This is a genomic window from Paenibacillus catalpae (assembly GCF_900112695.1).
Lineage (GTDB): Bacteria > Bacillota > Bacilli > Paenibacillales > Paenibacillaceae > Pristimantibacillus > Pristimantibacillus catalpae.
Map to the genome: position 1 here is coordinate 748,117 of NZ_FOMT01000003.1, position 17,446 is coordinate 765,562.

Genomic DNA, 17,446 nt, shown 5'->3' on the forward strand with positions numbered 1-17,446 from the left:
TACATTAAGCGATTAACTATTTAGGAGGTACTATGACAACTATTCGATTGACGATGGCCCAGGCTTTAGTGCGGTTCCTTGATGCTCAGTATGTTTCAGTCGATGGCGAGGAAACGAAATTCGTTCAAGGCGTCATGGGGATATTCGGACATGGCAATGTGACGGGGATCGGCGAGGCATTGGAGTATAGCTCCGGCGGTCTTACCTTGATCCAGGGGAAAAACGAGCAGGGTATGGTGCACGCTGCCGCTGCCTTTGCCAAGCAGAAAAACCGCCTGCAAATTTACGCCTGCACTTCTTCCATCGGACCTGGCGCGCTGAATATGGTTACTGCTGCGGCTACCGCTACCGTAAACCGCATACCGGTGTTGTTATTGCCGGGAGACAACTTTGCATCCCGCCAGCCCGATCCGGTGCTTCAGCAGCTCGAAGTTGCGTCCGACTATTCGATCTCGGCGACGGATGCTTTCAAGTCGGTCAGCAAATATTGGGACCGCATCGTACGTCCCGAGCAGCTGATGTCGGCAGCACTTCAAGCGATGCGGGTGTTGACGGATCCGGCGGAGACCGGAGCTGTAACGTTAGCCCTTCCGCAGGATGTTCAGGCAGAAGCCTATGATTATCCGGAAGCCTTTTTTAGTAAGCGCATTCATTATATCGACCGCCGGCCGCCTGCAAGGGATGCGGTACAGCGTGCGGCAGAAATGCTTAAAGGAAAGAAGAGACCGCTTATTATCGCTGGCGGCGGAGTCTTGTACGCATCGGCAGTTAACGAGCTTCGGGAATTTGCGGAAACCTACGGTATCCCGGTTGCCGAGACGCAGGCGGGTAAAAGCGTATTGCCTTGGAATCATCCATTAAATGTAGGTGCTGTTGGTGTTACGGGCACGCTTGCTGCCAACTTGCTTGCCAAGGAAGCGGATGTCGTAATCGGGGTTGGGACCAGGTATTCGGATTTCACCACTTCATCCAAATCGGCCTTTACCAATGAAGAGGTTCAATTTATCAATATTAATGTAAGCACACTTGATTCTGCCAAGTGGGGCGGAGCTGCCTTGACTGGCGACGCCAAGCTGGGACTAACGCAACTTGCCGGCGCCCTGGCGGAATCCGGCTACCATTCTTCGTACAATGACAATGAAATTGCGGAGTTGAAAAAGACTTGGGACGCCGAGGTCGACCGGCTCTTTACCTTGGAGCATGAGCAAGGGCTTGCTCAAACCCATGCGCTTGGCGTTATTCAGAATACGATCGATCCAAGCTCTGTTATTGTTTGTGCGGCAGGCAGCCTGCCTGGTGACCTGCACCGCTTGTGGAGACCGGCAGAACCTAAGACGTACCATATGGAATACGGTTTTTCGTGTATGGGCTATGAGGTGAGCGGAGCATTCGGCGCGGCGCTGGCAACAGGCGGGGAACGGGAAGTATACGCCGTTGTTGGTGACGGAAGCTACTTCATGCTTCATTCCGAACTGATCACAAGTCTGCAGGAAGGCGTAAAAATAACGATTCTCCTGTTCGATAACCATGGTTTCCAGTGCATTCATAACCTGCAGCGCGGTCACGGAAGCGAAGGCTTCGGCAATGAGTTCCGCTACCGCGACTCTTCAACAGGCCGGTTGACCGGCAGCTATATGCCAATTGACTTTGCGGCTCATGCCCGCAGTCTCGGGGCTAAATCTTACAAGGTGTCTTCTGCGGAGGAGCTTAAAGCCGCTCTCCTGAAGGCCAAGCAAGAGACCGTATCTACCTTGATCGAAATTCCGGTCGTGCCGGGAACGAATACAGCAGGTTACGAGTCCTGGTGGAACGTTGGCGTACCGGAAGTATCGGTAAGCGATAAAGTGCTGGAAGCGCATCAGGACATGAAGCAGCGGATTCAAGCTGCAAGAATGATATAAGACGCTAAGGGAGCTGAGGCTGATGAAGACTTTGCCGTTTAAGATTGGCGCCCATCCGATCAATTGGGTCGGAGAAGACGTGAAGGAGCATGGTGCCGACACCACTTACGAACAGATCATGGACGATATGCAGCGGTTAGGCCTGACCGGTACCGAGATGGGACGCAAATATCCGACTGACACTGAAGTTCTGAAGCAGGAACTAAGAAAAAGAGACCTCCAGCTTGTATCCCAATGGAAATCGGTTTTGTTCTCGGATCCCGCCTATCGCGAGGAAGAGCTTGCGGCTTACGAGAAGCATGTCAAGTTCCTGAAAGAAATGGGCAGCACCGTAATCAGCACCTGCGAGGTAGGCGGATCGCTGCATTTTGATCCACGCCGCACGCCTAATGAGACGGAAGTGATCCCGCTTGATGAAGCAGACTGGAAAAACCTTGCCGAAGGGCTTAACGCAGCTGGTGCTCTAGCCAAACAACATGGCCTCAAGCTGACCTACCATCATCATGGCGGTACAGCAGTGGAAAGCCCGGAGGAAATCGACCGGCTGATGGAGCTGACCGATCCGGGCCTGGTTTATCTGTTGTTTGATACCGGCCATGCCTATTATGGCGGAGCTAATCCGCTTGAGGTGCTCCGCAAGCATTATAACCGGATCGCTTACATTCATCTGAAGGATGTCAGACAGTCCGTGCTGGATGAGGCGCGCGCTGAAAAGGCGGATTTTATCACCTGCATCCGCAAAGGCGTGTTTACGGTTCCGGGGACAGGCGATCTTGATTTCCAGCCGATTGTGGAGGAGCTGCTGGCCCGCGGCTATAACGGCTGGGCGATGCTGGAAGGCGAGCAGGACCCTGCAAAGTATCCGGCTTACGAGTTCGCTGCGAAGGCCATTGCTTATCTGGAGTCGCTACTACCAACGAAAGCGGGGGAATCTCAATGAACGACATCAAGTTTCCGGAGGGCCGGACGCTCGACTTCACGGCAATCGGCCGGCTTTGCATCGATCTGAATGCCAATGAAATCAACCGTCCCATGGAGCAGACAAGTACATTTACGAAATATGTAGGAGGATCTCCGGCCAATATTACGATTGGGATGTCGCGGTTTGACCTGAAGACCGCCTTTATCGGCAAAATTGCCAATGATCAGATGGGACGCTTCATCCGCACTTATCTGGAGCAGAATCAGATCGACACAAGCAATGTCGTTAACGACTACACGGGCGCCGTTACGGGGCTTGCTTTTACCGAGATTAAGAGTCCAACCGACTGCAGCATCTTGATGTACCGCGACAACGTTGCTGATTTGCTGCTTACACCAGGCGAAGTGGATGAGGAGATCATCGCCAGATCCAAGCTGCTTCTTATTTCCGGAACCGCGCTTGCTCAAAGCCCTTCGCGCGAGGCGGTGTTCCAGGCGCTTCAATACGCGAAGAAGCATGGTACGGTTATTGCCTTTGATCTGGACTACCGCCCTTATACATGGAAATCGCAAGAAGAAACGGCTGTTTATTATAATCTCGCGGCTGAGAAATGCGACATTATTCTGGGCACGCGGGAAGAGTTCGATATGATGGAATGCTTCGAGCAGGAGCATAGCGACCATAGCACGGCATCGAGATGGTTTAATCATTCCGCGCAAATCGTCATTATCAAGCATGGCAAAGAAGGCTCCATCGCTTACACGAAAGACGGGGCAAGCCACCGGGCCAAGTCGTTCCCGGCCAAGGTTATCAAGACGTTTGGCGCCGGCGACTCCTACGCTGCGGGCTTCCTGTACGGAGTCATGCAGGGCTGGACACTGGAGAAAAGCATGGAGTTCGGCAGCGCATCGGCCTGCATCGTTATTTCCAGCCACAGCTGTTCCGACGCTATGCCTAGAGCAGAGCAGGTTCATGAATATATTGCCCGCTGCGAACGCGGTGAAATTGTAGTCTGATTCGCAAATACGAGGAAGAGGTGCTCCTATGACGACACAAGTATTAAAAAACTGGATTGGCGGCCAATGGGTAGAGTCTGCGGCAAATCAAAATGATCCTGTCTACAATCCGGCCACGGAAGAAATTCTCGCCAATGTACCCTTGTCTACCAAAGAGGACGTAGATCTGGCGGTACAGACAGCGGCAGAAGCTTTCAAAGCATGGAGCCGTACGCCGGTACCGAAGAGAGCCCGGATTCTATTCAAATATCAGCAGCTCCTGGTCGAGAACTGGGAAGAGCTTGCGAAGCTGGTAACGCTGGAGAACGGCAAAAGCTACGGCGAAGCCTACGGCGAGGTTCAACGGGGAATCGAATGCGTGGAGTTTGCGGCAGGCGCTCCAAATTTGATGATGGGCAAACAGCTCCCCGATATCGCAACTAACCTGGAATCCGGCATGTACCGCTATCCGATTGGCGTAGTTGGCGGCATTACCCCGTTCAACTTCCCGATGATGGTTCCTTGCTGGATGTTCCCGCTCGCCATTGCCTGCGGCAACACTTTTGTCCTTAAGCCTTCCGAGCGGACGCCGCTTCTAGCTAACCGTCTGGCCGAGCTTTTCCATGAAGCCGGGCTGCCTGCAGGCGTGTTCAATATTGTTCATGGCGCTCATGATGTCGTTAACGGCATGCTGGAGCATCCGTCCATTAAAGCCATTTCATTCGTAGGATCCCAGCCCGTAGCGGAGTATGTGTACAAAACAGCTTCGGCACATGGGAAACGCGTACAGGCGCTTGCCGGCGCGAAGAACCACTCGATCGTGATGCCTGATGCGGATCTGAACCTGACCGTGAAAGAAATCGTAAACGCTGCTTTTGGTTCGGCAGGCGAACGCTGCATGGCTTGCTCCGTTGTTGTTGCCGTAGGCGAGATTGGCGATACGCTTGTCGGCAAGCTGCTCGAAGCGGCCGATAATCTTACGATCGGCAACGGCATGGAAGAAGGCATTTTCCTAGGTCCGGTTATCCGCGGTCCACACAAAGAACGGACGCTCAAATATATCGACATCGGGGAGAAAGAAGGCGCCTTGCTGGTCCGCGACGGACGGAAGGATGCGGCATCGAGCGGTCAGGGCTATTTTGTCGGGCCAACCATCTTTGATCAGGTGCAATGCGAAATGAAAATTTGGGAGGACGAGATTTTCGCTCCTGTCCTGTCGATCGTGCGGGTTGACACGCTGGATGAAGCGATCGAGCTGGCTAACCGATCCGATTTCGCGAATGGTGCATGTTTGTTCACCCAAAGCGGAGCGTCGATGCGCCAATTCCGTGAAACGATTGATGCGGGAATGCTGGGCGTTAACCTGGGTGTTCCGGCTCCAATGGCCTTCTTCCCGTTCTCCGGATGGAAGAAATCGTTCTATGGCGATCTGCATGCGAACGGAACCGATGGCGTCGAGTTCTTCACGCGCAAAAAAATGGTAACAACTCGCTGGTAACAGGAAAATACGGGAGGTCTACTCGATGTCTAAAGTGAAAATCGGCATCATCGGCGCTGGCCGAATTGGTAAAATACATGCAGAAAACTTGCTTAAGCACCCGGAGGTTGAGATTGTCGGGGTTAGCGATCTGTTCGCGGGACCGGAGCTGGAGGCATGGACGGCGGCAAGAGGAATTGATCTGCTGACCAAGGATGCAAACCAAATTATTGGGCATCCGGATATTGATGCGGTCTTTATTTGCTCCTCCACCGATACCCATGTGCCGCTGATTAAGCAGGCCGCGCAGGCCGGCAAGCATATTTTCTGCGAAAAGCCGGTAAGCATGTCGATTGCGGAAACGGCTGAAGCGATTGAGGCGGTTAAACAAGCCGGGGTCAAGCTGCAAATCGGCTTTAACCGCCGTTTCGATCATAACTTCAAGCGTGTAAGAGAGCATGTGGAAGCGGGAACCATCGGAGATCTGCATATTATCAAGATTACTTCACGCGATCCAAACCCGCCGTCCAAGGAATACATTCAAGTATCCGGCGGATTGTTTATGGATATGGCGATTCATGACTTCGATATCGCGCGTTTCGTCTCCGGCAGCGAGGTCGTAGAGGTCTATGCGCAGGGCGGTGTCCTGGTCGATCCCGTATTTGCGGAATGCGACGATATCGACACGGCTATCGTAACCTTGAAATTCGCAAGTGGTGCACTTGGCGTCATCGATAACAGCCGACAAGCTGTATATGGTTATGATCAGCGCGTGGAGGTGTTTGGATCCAAAGGCAGCGTAGCTATTGCCAATGACCATCCGAATACGGCTGTTGTTAGTACGGCTCAAGGAATTATCTCCGATAAACCATTGCATTTCTTCCTGGAGCGTTACATGGGAGCTTATGCGGATGAATCCAAGCAATTTATTGATAGTCTTGTTCTTGGAACTCCCCTGCCTGTAACAGGGGAAGACGGTTTGCAGGCGGAGCGGATCGCATTGGCTGCCAAGCTGTCCTGCAAGCTGAACCGTTCCATTAAGCTGGCAGAGCTTGACGAATTAATTCTGCAATCCGCCAAATCATAACGGAGGTATGCGAACATGTCCAAACTTATCGTCACTCCAGAGCAAACAGCAGGTTCTGACGGATCGATCCTCTCCATTACACCCGAATCGGCAGGCTGGGAGTATGTCGGTTTTGAGGTTCTCAGATTGCAAAAGGGCCAGATCGTTCATAGAGAGACAGAAGACAAGGAAGTATGTCTTGTTCTATTAAGCGGCATCGCAAATGTGAGCGCCGCAGGCCAAGAGTGGCCCGAAATCGGCCGCCGGATGAGCATCTTCGAAAAGATTCCGCCGTATTCGGTCTATGTTCCAAATGGCCAGTCGTATGGCATCGAGGCGCTGACAGAGGTAGAGGTTGCCATCTGTTCCGCCCCGGGTCACGGGAACTATGAAGCGCGCCTGATCATTCCCGAACAAGTAGGGACGGAGGTTCGCGGCTCGGGAAGCATGGAGCGTCTGGTCCATAACATTTTGCCGGAGCAAGAGCCAGCCGACAGCCTTCTGGTCGTCGAAGTGTTTACGCCTAGCGGCCACTGGTCCAGCTATCCGCCTCACAAGCATGATCGGGATAACCTGCCGGATGAGTCCTTGCTGGAGGAAACCTACTATTTCCGGACAGAGCCCGGGCAGGGTTATGCGATTCAACGGGTATATACGGATGACAGGGAGCTGGATGAGACGCTGGTCGTGAAGAACGGCGAAGCGGTGCTCGTTCCAAGAGGCTACCATCCGGTTGCTGCCCCTCCGGGCTATGAAGTCTATTACCTGAACGTGATGGCAGGTCCACGCCGCATATGGAAATTCTATAATGATCCTGATCATGAATGGATCGTGAAATCAACGATCAAGTAAAGCTCAGCCACTGGTGTGCCTTGACGGTTGCAACTGCTGATAGAAACACTCATAATAAGAAATCAGGGGGATAAGTGTCCCCCATCTTACTTTTCAGAGGGATTCGGCATGAAAGCAACGATATACGATGTGGCCAAGGAAGCAGGGGTCTCGATTGCCACTGTGTCCAATGCCATCAATGGAAAAGGCAACGTCAGCAAGAAGAGACGGGAACAAATTCTCAAAATTATGGAACAGATGAACTACCAGCCAAACGTGAATGCTTCCGCCTTGATGGGGAAGAAGACCTATACGCTGGGATTGCTTATACCGGATATATCGAACCCTTTCTTTTCAGAGATTGCACGGGCTATTGAAGATCAGGCGCATCAGCTCGGCTATAGCGTCATCATGTGCAGTACGGACAACAAGGACGAAAGAGTAGAGAGATATATTGCGTTGCTGGAGCAAAAAAACGTCGACGGCATCCTTATTGGAACCGGTATCGACAATCTGGACATTCTGACCAACCTGCAGGCCAAACACATTCCCATTGTTATGATTTCCCGTGAAACAACGACTTTAGAGGTGGATACGGTTGTGGCCGACGACTTTGTTGGCGGCATAATGGCTGCGCAGCATCTGGCAGAGATGGGACATCGCAGCATCGCGATCCTGTCCGAGCAGTTAAAGGTGAGCAGCGCCCGTGAACGGATCCGCGGCTTCAAACAAGGGCTGCAGGATCTGCAGATTCCGTTTGATGACGATAACATCGTAATCTGTGATTATATGATTCAGGAAGGCCGCAGAGGCGCCGGCGAGCTGCTCGGCCGCGAAGATCGGCCAACCGCACTATTCTGTTGTAACGATGTACTTGCTATCGGAGCGATGCAGGAAGCGAGGAGCCTGGGGATTAAAGTTCCGGAAGAGCTCTCGATTGTTGGATTCGATGATACGATACTGGCAGCAGTCGTTGATCCGCCGCTTACAACGGTCGCACAGCCGATTATGAGTATGGCCAAACAAGCCTTCCAGTTAATGATCACTAATCTGGACGAGGAAGAACCGGTCAAGAAACGGATTGTGCTGCGGCCGGAAATCAATATCCGTCAGTCGACGGCCAGAGTGAAGAGTTGAGTGAATGCCTCCCGAATACAGGGGGCATTTTTCTTTTGTCATTAAAAAGGAAAATGTTCCAACAAAACCAAAAATCGTTCTATCATCATCCAAAATTCGTTCATCCCTTCGCATTGCGGGAGGTGTTACATTAAATGGCATAGTACGTGCCTATGTATCCATCCAGCGAGATTGTTGTTAGATCTGAATGCTCATCGTAATACCGAAATATGTTGTGGGGGCTATTTCGTGAACAGAAAAACCCAGATTAACCAGGCTATCGAACGCAAACGCGAGGAAATGCACCAAGTCTGTAACCGGCATGGGTTATCATCCTTGCTGGTGCTCCAAAAATCACGTGAACTGGACATGCTGCTTAATCAATATAAAAAAGTACAGCTGTGAATGCAAGCGGACAACATAAGTCCGTTCGCTCTTCTGCTTGTTGAACCCGTCAGGAGTCTGGACGGATTGGATGGCTTAAGTTCCGGTTAATTGGCTGGTTACAGAAGCCGAGTTGAACTTTATGATGAATCCACACACATCATAAAGCAAAGGGTGGTACAAATGACGGAATTGATCTCTTTTATTTTTCTGACACTAGCCTTCCTCTCCGGTCCGTTTCTGATCGTGTTATTTGGACGTATGGCGATTCGCGGCGAGGAGCTTCTTGAGGCGGAGAGTAAGCTTCATTAGTCTTATTCCATCGGTTAATTAGTAAATGACGTATGCTATTAGTCCGGATTGTGGACAGAGCATACGTCATTTTTTTATAGACAGCGTATCTCTTAAGGCTTGGGCAAACTTATCAATCCCCGGCTCGATCTCCTCTATAGAAGACCGGGCATAGGAGAATCTGACAAATCCCGGTTCTGTACCAAATACACTGCCTGGAATGAAAAGGACACCATTCTTGATACCATTGTTCAGCAGGCGATAGTCCTTTATTTCCTCATTGATTTTACACCAGAGATTCAACCCGCCTTTAGGCAATTGGAACGAAACCTCGCCTCCAAGCTTGCTGTACAGCACTTCGGCCATCAAGTCACGGCGGAGGCGCAAAGAATCTCTCAGTCGTTCCAAATGTGGATTAAGCGCTGAGGATTCAAGCAGATGAGCCGCTATCCATTGCGGGAAGATGCTAAGGCCAAAATCCATTTGCTGCCTTGCATCTGACAGACGCCGTATGACGGACTGCGGGGCAACCATCCAGCCTATCCGAAGACCGGAGGCAGCCACCTTCGATAAGGAACCGATATACAATACGCTGCCATTCCGATCCATAGCTTTAAGAGGAGGTGGCGCATCCTCGTCAAAGGAGGTCAGACTAAACGGATCATCCTCTACAATAGGAATTCCAAGCTGTTCGCAGCAGTTCAGAACCTCTGCTCTCCGTATTGGATTCATAACCATGCCTGTTGGGTTCTGATAATTCGGATTCAGAAATACCATACGGATTCGGTGCTGCTTATATAAAGCTCGGATATCATCCGGATTTACGCCATGCTCATCTATAGTCAATCCAAACAGTCGGATTCCTGCTGACTGAAACATGGGCAAAGAGTAACAATAGGATGGATTCTCAATGGCTATGGCATCACCGGGACTAAGCAGACATTGCGTTATGAGATATAAAGATTGCTGGGAGCCTGAAGTGATCAGAATAGACTCATCAGTTGCCGGAATACCCCGTTGCTCGTGCAGAAAAGAGGTTATCGTCATGCGAAGAGGGACATAGCCTTGAGGATCTCCGTATCCGAGCGGCTCGTTAAACGGCCGGGTCATCATTAACGTTCTGATCTCTTTGTTTGGCGACAGCTCGGGAGCCAATTCTCCGTTTGCCAAATTAATAAACGGTTCTCCGCTTTGAACGGATTCTCTTATCCTCCGCATAAAAGGCAAATTAGGCAGAAAGGTGCCGCCTTCCACATAATGGCTCCAATCCGGAGCTGGATCCATTCCCCATTTATGCCCGCAGACGCGGGTGCCGCTTCCCGCCATGCTCTCAACCATTCCGGAAGCGCGAATAATCTCATAGGCTTGTACAACAGTACTTCGATTTACTCCCAATTGCTCGGCCAGTTTGCGTTCGGAGGGCAGGAGGCTGCCGGGCGGGAGTTCTCCTAATGTAATCCGCTGCTCCAAATAATCTGCAATTTGCTGATACAACGGTTGTTTGCTGTCTCTGTCCGGTTTCCACATGTTCCTCACCTCTTTCGAGCGTTTGCTGCTTTTATCTGTTAGCTATACATTACTATAAAAAAGAGCGCTCCGTCTAAAAGGCATGTGCTCTTTCGTTGGATGCACATATTCGGAGCTCGATCTGAGGAAAGACAAGCTGAAGGATTATGCAGGCACCGTTACTTTCCTGTATGATTAACTGATAAGGAAAGGAAGGGTTTTTGCGATGGGCAGGCAAGCAATGATGGACTCGAATGGATGGAAATTTATCGTAACGCTTGTGACCGCCGCCTGCGGCGGAATGATCTTTAATCTTCTAAATACACCCATACCATGGCTGCTTGGGCCAATGATCGCGGTTCTGATTGGCACGAATATATGGAAGGGCAAATACAGATGGCCAGGCCAGATCCGCAATTCCGGCATGATTATTGTCGGCTATACGATTGGCTTATCCATGACGGGGACTGCGTTAAGGGAAATGGGTGAGCAGCTTCCGACCATGTGCCTGATGACCGTTATCCTGCTGTTATTATGCGGAGGCATTGCTTTCGCAGTATCCAAACTATCCGATACGGATTTCAAGACAGCCTTGCTAGGCAGTATCCCGGGAGGCTTATCACAAGTTCTGGCGCTGGCAGAGGAAACAAAAGGCGTTAATCTGACGGTAGTGACGGTGACGCAGGTAGTCAGGCTGATGATTATCGTCATTGGGATACCATTACTTGTGTTTAGTCCGGTCTTTGGACAGGTGCATGATGTTGCAACCGCAGCCGTTACGTTAACGACCAGGCATGATGATTGGGCAGGCTTGTTTCCGAACATTCTTATTTTCGCCCCGGTATGCGCCTTATGCGCGGTTGGAGGCAACCGGATCAACTTCCCGACGGCATTCCTGCTTGGTCCTGCCATTGCTACGGCAATCCTGCAGGGAATCGGGCTGCATGGTCCATCGCTTCCTTCCGGATTAATTAGCGCGGCGCAGCTTATGATCGGTACCTATGTGGGTCTGCTGCTTAAGCCAGATAAGCTTCAGCGGAAGGCAAGAACGTTTACTTTTGCCATTCTCAGCGGTCTGGTCCTTATGTTGTGTGCATGGGGGCTTTGCGAACTGCTGACTTTGCTTCATCCGGTATCAAGGTCTACCGCCTTGCTTAGTTTGGCGCCCGGAGGCATGGATCAAATGGGCATTCTGGCGCATGAGATTAATGCGGATTTGTCCATGGTGTCAGGGTATCAGTTATTCCGGACCTTTTTTATCTTCTTTGCGGTGCCGCCTCTGTTGCGTCTTATATTCCGTATAAGTCTGAAAGGCTCGCGCTCGGAGCAGCCGCAATAAACCTATAGATGGAGGAGGAAGCTGTTATGAAAATATTTGTTGCCGGCGCTGCCGGCGCCGTAGGCCGTTTGCTGCTGCCCTTGCTCGCAGAAGCCGGGCATGAAGTGATGGGAATGACAAGAAGCGTTTCGAAGATCACCCAAATCGAGCAGTCCGGGGCAAGGGCAGTTGTTGCCGATGTTTTTGACAGGGATAAACTGTTTGAGCTGCTTGCTGAGTATCATCCGGATGTTGTGATTCATCAACTGACCGCTCTAAGTGAATGGAACCTGGCGGATAACGCGAGAATCCGGATGGAAGGCACCCGCAATCTGGTTGATGCAGCCTTGGCGGCAGAGGTACCGCGGATGATCGTGCAAAGCATCTCTTGGGCTTATGAACCGGGTGCTGAGATTGCAACCGAAGAGGATCAACTGGATGAAGAAGCGCCAATGCCGAGAAAAGTGTCGGTAGACGGTGTTATTGCGATGGAGCGGGCAGCAGCCGAAATGCCGCATGCGGTTATTTTGCGGTACGGTGCTTTATATGGTCCCGGTACGTTCTATGAGCATAATAGCGGTATGTTCGCCAATCAGGTCAAAGAGGGCAAAGTGCCCGCTACCGATGGCAGGACCTCGTTCCTGCATACCGAGGATGCGGCTTTGGCTGCACTCCTTGCGCTTAATTGGCCGGCAGGTCCTGTCAATATCGTGGATGATGAGCCGGCTACCGGCAAGCTTTGGCTGCCGTTGTACGCGAATGCGCTTGGCGCGCCAGCGCCGGCGGTACAGGATGGTATGAACCGCGGAGAGCGGGGAGCCTCCAATAACAAGGCCAAACAGCAATACGGATGGACACCTAAATACCCGAGCTGGCGGCATGGTTTGTTAAGGACTTGAGTGCCAGACAGATCAGCTACACGAACGGAAGCTGCAGTGCTGCTGCTCCGGTTATTGGAGCAAGTAAACAATTCCATAAGATTTGCGAAAGCGCGGGAATGATTCGTTCCGGCGCTTTTTTTTATAGAGATACGACTACAGCATTAAAGGAAAGGAGCAGCGTATGAGAGTAGTCCAATACCCGCTGTGGTTGACGTGAAGTTAGGCCATATGCTATCGTTGACTTCGTTACTTATTTAGTAAATTAGTAAATAAGTATGAAGGAGATGAAGAACGAAATGGAAAAACAACGCAAGAGAGAGCTTGGTACCGCCTATGCCCAGTCGTTCCGCAGAATGGGCATCTATCAGATTCGAAATGTGGAGAACGGTAAAATTCTGGTTCTGGGTGCGATGGATTTAGATGGCGCGAAGAACCGGCTGGCCTTTATGCAGCAGACAAATATGAACACAGTCTTTGAATTGCAGCAAGATTGGAACAAGTACGGAGGAAGCTGCTTTGTCTTTGAGGAGCTCGATTCCATCAAGCCGCGTGAGGAGCACCTGAACGACCGTTCCGAGCTGAAAAAATATCAGGCGGAGGTAGATGCATTACTCGAGCTATGGATCGAGAAGCTGCAGCCTTATGACGAAAAAGGATATAACCGCCGGCCCCGTTCCAACTAAACAACCCGCAGCTTTCCTATTGGAGGCTGCGGGTTGTTCTCATCGTTTGACTCTATACTTCCCTTAACCTACAATCGGGTACAAGATACTTTTGCTGAATAATGGGCAGATGGGGGAATGACAAGATGCTGACTTATACGGACCAGCTCTTTGAAGGCGTGGATTTCAGCGGGGAGGACTTTAGGGAAGCCGAGCTGATGCGCTGTACGTTTAAAAAATGCAAATTCATTAATACGTCGTTTGAAGAAGCCTCAACGACTAGCTGCAGATTCGAAGAATGCGACTTTCACGGCGCCTCGCTTAATGCTTCGATTCATACCGAGTCCGCGTTTACAAACTGCAGCTTTGAAATGGCCAATCTGTTTGTATCCAAATTTACTGCGTGCAAAATGACCGGCTCGGACTTTACCCGTTCTGAGCTGAACGGGATTACGATTGTGAAGGGCGACTGGTCTTATACGAACCTCAGACATGTGAAGCTGGACAAACAGATCCTCAAAGAAGTCCGATTCGTAGAGGCGGACCTGATGGGAGCATCGCTGGAGAAATCCGATCTTCGGAAATGCGATCTGTCGCGGGCGAATCTGAATCAGACAAACCTTGGCGGCGCGGATTTGCGAGGGGCGGAGCTGGAGGGCGTGCCTTGGAGTACCGTTAATGTGAAGGGAGCACGAATGGATATAGCTCAAGCTATTACCCTGCTTAGATCGCTTGGCGCAAAGGTAGAGTGAAAGACGGACTGAAATCTGCTAGGATAGAGGTATTCTTCATACATAAGCTTATGCTTACGATGTAGAATTGCAAAAAACGCAATTCTTTAAGGAGGGCAAACATGTCAGAGTCCGCAGGTATTGCAAGCTTTCTTGAAACGGTGAATGTGGAATCCGGCGAACGCCGTGTACTTGCGCAGTTCAATTATTTAATCGAGGCGCCCAATTGGACAAGTGACGGCAAGACGCTCATTTATAACAGCAAGGGCCGGATTTACAGCTATGATATCGCAGAGGGGACCAGCAAAGAGATTCCTTCTTCCTTCGTGGTGCATTGCAATAATGACCATGTATTGTCTCCCGACCATACCCGCCTGGCCGTCAGCCATCATACGAAAGAAGACGGGCAGTCGCGTATTTATATTTTCCCGCTGGAAGGCGGAGATCCCATCCTCGTAACCCCGATGGGGCCAAGTTATCTGCATGGCTGGTCGCCGGATGGGCGTACACTTGCTTATTGCGCCGAGAGGAAGGGCCAATATGACATCTATACGATACCGGCTATTGGCGGTGAAGAGACGCAGCTGACAAATACGCCGGGACTCGACGACGGTCCGGAATATTCGCCTGACGGTGAGCATATCTGGTTCAACTCCGTACGAACCGGCCTCATGCAAGTGTGGCGGATGAAGGTGGACGGCAGCGAGCAGACGCAGATTACATTTGACGAGAGCAACAGCTGGTTCCCTCATATATCGCCGGACGGTAAGCAAGTAGCCTACATCACCTACCGGAAAGGCGACGTTGAACCGGGAGATCACCCGCCTAACAAGCAGGTCGAGATCCGCCTGATGTCAAGCGAGGGCGGGGAATACCGGACGCTTGTTCAGTTGTTTGGCGGGCAAGGGACGATTAACGTTAACTCTTGGTCTCCGGACAGCAAACAGCTTGCTTTTGTAAGCTATCGATTGCACTCATAATTCCTATAAGAAGCCACTTACTGTTTGATTGAAGATGACAGCAGGTGGCTTTTTCATTTTTAGCTTATTCTTTTTCAGTAAACGAACCAAAATCCGTCAATTTAATGTCATAGGTGAAATTGACCTCTGAACGGCTGAACGTTTCATCCCAATCCTCCTTCACCTGCTTCCAGACGGAAGGATATACAATAGCAAGCCGCTGGCCGAAGCCGGCAACATCTACTTTATACGTAGACTGCAGCTTTTTCATTAACCTCTGTATCATTTGTGTCAGTTTTTCCTCAACGATCTGACTGGTTTTCTCCGCATAGTAATTTGTTGAAGGGATGTTGTTTTTGTTCCAGGTTTCAATGAGGCGTCCTTCCACAGCGAGATTAACTTTAAATGATATTTTACCCTCATTCACAAAGGGGGTGATTTTACTTTTCATCGATTTAATCTCGTAAGCTAACGGCTGGTTGTCCCAGTCATAGGCTTTAATCGTACCGGCTTTCCCGTTGTTTGTCATCCATGCGAGACATTCCGCATCTTCCTGATTTAAGTTTCCGATCCAATGGCCGGAAGATCCTTTAATGATGCCAGCCCCGGAAAATTCGATTTCCCCGCCTCCTGACACCAGATTCTGCAGGACAAAGCTTTTTTTGGTCTTCATCAGCGCATCTAGTTTGGACAGGGTAACTGAATCAAGCACTTTGCTGGTTCTCATTTGATTTCGATACATGCCTGCAATATGGAATGAAGGTACTTCATTGCGTTCACTGGATTCAAGTGTTTCCTTGGCTTCACCCTGACTAATATACACCTTGGTGCTGGGACGAATATCGTTGTCGCGCAGGACAAAGTCAGTCACCTGCTCGATCGTTTGCTTTCTCAGAAGTTTGGACGATATGACAATGACCTTTAGATGGTGTCCGATAATCGGCTGGTCGAGACGGACGGAGAACTGGCGGAAGATTTCCAGAATGGAATCACCGCTGCCGGAGACATTCAGATAAGGTTTATTTGTACCCGTATTGCTTTTATCTTTTGTCCTTACGGTTTTCATCGGAACAATCTGGATGGTGGTCATTACTTTATTGTGCTTGGAATATTCCGCACCTTTCATTTCGAATTCCTTCTCAACAGGCGCCGGTTGTCCGATATCAATCGCCATGCCGGTGTACATCCCAAGATCTTCGATTTCTTTGCTGCTCCAACAGCCCGTCAATACGAAAGGAAGGAGAAGATACAGGAATAGCATTTTTAATTGTCTATATCTATACATGTTGTTTTAATCCTTTTTTTCGTAAGATCCATATAAACGAGAGCAGAACAGGCAGCATCAGGAACAGCGCTAGTCCCATCGAACCGATAGCGTCACCGAGGGCAAAAACATCTTGAATACTATTGGGTACCATAGCCGCCAGGAAAATCACTGGGACCATACCATAGATGACAGGAGTTACGGAAAATTTAAATAATTGGGATATTCCCAGCGAGGCTTGAAAAAAGAAACTACAGAAGTTGCAGAACATTTGCATCAGCCAGATAACCATTAAAGGAAATTCCAATCGTTCCACGAAAAAACCGGTAATTTCAAAGCTTCTGATTAAGTCTATCGTTGGCCACGTGCTATTGATGACCGAATCGATGGAGAGACCTCCAATAACGAAGACGATCGTTAGAAAATATAAGGCGAACGGGATGGCGATGCCTCCTATCATCGCTTTGACCGCTTGTTGGGGATGCTGCATAAAGGCAACCAGAGTCATAACAACCTCGGAGCCTGTATACACCAAGACAGATGACTTTAATCCATGAAGCACCGGGAGGACGCCGCTGCCGAGAACGGGGCGTAAATTGTTGAAATCAAATAAGCGAAGGCTAAATCCGAAAGAGACGAGCAGCACCAGTATGGTGATCGGAAATACGATTTGAAACACCCTGGCAATTGAATTAATGCCGCCTAAGACCAAATAAGTGCCTGCCCAAATAAATGGAATAATAACAGCCCAGATCGGCGTACCCTCCAGCAGGAAAAACAGCGTAACCTCGGCGAGCGATCGGATTTCAAAGCCCGCGACAAGGATAAAATAAACGACGAGCAACAGACAAAGTAACAGGCTAGGCAGTCTGCCGGCAATTCTGCCGGCATATTGAAAAACGGTCTGTCCAGGAAACTGTTGGGATAATTTGACCATCAGCAGAATAGTAAGCATGACGATAAAACCGCCAACCAGAATAGTCAGCCAGGAATCGGGAGTTCTCATTTCTTGGGTAATGCTGCGGGGCATGGTCAGAATTCCGGCGCCAAGCACAGTATTTGTTAGGAAGACAGCCGCTTGCGAAGTCGTGATTTTATCATCTGTACGAGTGAACAAGGCGAAGCCTCCTAACGATAAATGA

At 50.3% G+C, this 17,446-nt stretch carries 17 protein-coding genes; 14 read left to right on the plus strand and 3 right to left on the minus strand.

Features of this window, described 5'->3' with window-relative positions:
- Window positions 1–32: 32 nt before the first annotated feature.
- The 9 genes from iolD to BM200_RS30640 all read left to right on the plus strand — a co-directional run bounded on the left by iolD (window position 33) and on the right by BM200_RS30640 (window position 9,004).
- Entirely contained in the window at window positions 33–1,901 is a 1,869-nt protein-coding gene (gene iolD / locus BM200_RS16935) for a 3D-(3,5/4)-trihydroxycyclohexane-1,2-dione acylhydrolase (decyclizing) (RefSeq protein ID WP_091187579.1), read from the plus strand.
- Window positions 1,902–1,923: 22 nt separating this feature from the next.
- A complete protein-coding gene (gene iolE, locus BM200_RS16940) occupies window positions 1,924–2,841 on the plus strand; it encodes a myo-inosose-2 dehydratase (RefSeq protein ID WP_091187581.1) in 918 nt (305 codons plus the stop codon).
- Window positions 2,838–3,839, plus strand: a complete 1,002-nt coding sequence (iolC, locus tag BM200_RS16945; protein ID WP_091187583.1) for a 5-dehydro-2-deoxygluconokinase — start codon at window positions 2,838–2,840, stop codon at window positions 3,837–3,839. The genes iolE and iolC overlap by 4 nt, the downstream gene beginning before the upstream one ends.
- A 28-nt stretch (window positions 3,840–3,867) precedes the next feature.
- Window positions 3,868–5,316: a CoA-acylating methylmalonate-semialdehyde dehydrogenase gene (locus BM200_RS16950; RefSeq protein ID WP_091187584.1), complete on the plus strand. Its 1,449-nt coding sequence runs from the start codon at window positions 3,868–3,870 to the stop codon at window positions 5,314–5,316.
- 25 nt (window positions 5,317–5,341) lie between these two features.
- Window positions 5,342–6,382: an inositol 2-dehydrogenase gene (gene iolG, locus BM200_RS16955; protein WP_091187586.1), complete on the plus strand. Its 1,041-nt coding sequence runs from the start codon at window positions 5,342–5,344 to the stop codon at window positions 6,380–6,382.
- A 15-nt stretch (window positions 6,383–6,397) separates the two neighbouring features.
- On the plus strand, window positions 6,398–7,213 hold the full coding sequence (iolB, locus tag BM200_RS16960; RefSeq protein WP_091187587.1) for a 5-deoxy-glucuronate isomerase: 816 nt from the start codon (window positions 6,398–6,400) through the stop codon (window positions 7,211–7,213).
- 108 nt (window positions 7,214–7,321) lie between these two features.
- Complete coding sequence (locus tag BM200_RS16965) at window positions 7,322–8,329, plus strand: LacI family DNA-binding transcriptional regulator (RefSeq protein WP_091187589.1); 1,008 nt, start codon at window positions 7,322–7,324, stop codon at window positions 8,327–8,329.
- Between the two features lie 228 nt (window positions 8,330–8,557).
- A complete protein-coding gene (locus BM200_RS16970) occupies window positions 8,558–8,713 on the plus strand; it encodes an aspartyl-phosphate phosphatase Spo0E family protein (RefSeq protein WP_091187591.1) in 156 nt (51 codons plus the stop codon).
- A 162-nt stretch (window positions 8,714–8,875) separates the two neighbouring features.
- Window positions 8,876–9,004, plus strand: a complete 129-nt coding sequence (locus tag BM200_RS30640; RefSeq protein WP_281248394.1) for a hypothetical protein — start codon at window positions 8,876–8,878, stop codon at window positions 9,002–9,004.
- 66 nt (window positions 9,005–9,070) lie between these two features.
- Here BM200_RS30640 and pdxR read toward each other — a convergent pair whose 3' ends face one another.
- Window positions 9,071–10,510 (minus strand): MocR-like pyridoxine biosynthesis transcription factor PdxR, encoded by a 1,440-nt coding sequence (pdxR, locus tag BM200_RS16975; protein ID WP_091187592.1) that lies wholly within the window; start codon window positions 10,508–10,510, stop codon window positions 9,071–9,073.
- A gap of 205 nt (window positions 10,511–10,715) precedes the next feature.
- Between pdxR and BM200_RS16980 the strand changes: the two genes are divergently transcribed.
- The 5 genes from BM200_RS16980 to BM200_RS17000 all read left to right on the plus strand — a co-directional run bounded on the left by BM200_RS16980 (window position 10,716) and on the right by BM200_RS17000 (window position 15,061).
- Complete coding sequence (locus BM200_RS16980) at window positions 10,716–11,828, plus strand: AbrB family transcriptional regulator (RefSeq protein ID WP_091187594.1); 1,113 nt, start codon at window positions 10,716–10,718, stop codon at window positions 11,826–11,828.
- Window positions 11,829–11,854: 26 nt separating this feature from the next.
- A complete protein-coding gene (locus BM200_RS16985; protein WP_091187595.1) occupies window positions 11,855–12,706 on the plus strand; it encodes an NAD-dependent epimerase/dehydratase family protein in 852 nt (283 codons plus the stop codon).
- A gap of 278 nt (window positions 12,707–12,984) precedes the next feature.
- Complete coding sequence (locus BM200_RS16990) at window positions 12,985–13,371, plus strand: GIY-YIG nuclease family protein (protein ID WP_091187596.1); 387 nt, start codon at window positions 12,985–12,987, stop codon at window positions 13,369–13,371.
- A gap of 125 nt (window positions 13,372–13,496) precedes the next feature.
- Window positions 13,497–14,102, plus strand: a complete 606-nt coding sequence (locus BM200_RS16995) for a pentapeptide repeat-containing protein (RefSeq protein WP_091187597.1) — start codon at window positions 13,497–13,499, stop codon at window positions 14,100–14,102.
- A 101-nt stretch (window positions 14,103–14,203) separates the two neighbouring features.
- On the plus strand, window positions 14,204–15,061 hold the full coding sequence (locus BM200_RS17000; RefSeq protein ID WP_091187599.1) for a TolB family protein: 858 nt from the start codon (window positions 14,204–14,206) through the stop codon (window positions 15,059–15,061).
- Window positions 15,062–15,125: 64 nt separating this feature from the next.
- Here the strand turns inward: BM200_RS17000 and BM200_RS17005 are convergent, their stop codons facing one another.
- Together BM200_RS17005 and BM200_RS17010 are read right to left on the minus strand one after the other, a co-directional pair.
- Window positions 15,126–16,325 carry a Ger(x)C family spore germination protein gene (locus BM200_RS17005; RefSeq protein ID WP_091187600.1) on the minus strand — a complete coding sequence of 400 codons (1,200 nt, stop codon included), beginning with the start codon at window positions 16,323–16,325 and terminating at the stop codon, window positions 15,126–15,128.
- Complete coding sequence (locus BM200_RS17010) at window positions 16,318–17,421, minus strand: GerAB/ArcD/ProY family transporter (protein WP_091187601.1); 1,104 nt, start codon at window positions 17,419–17,421, stop codon at window positions 16,318–16,320. The genes BM200_RS17005 and BM200_RS17010 overlap by 8 nt, the downstream gene beginning before the upstream one ends.
- Window positions 17,422–17,446 lie beyond the last annotated feature (25 nt).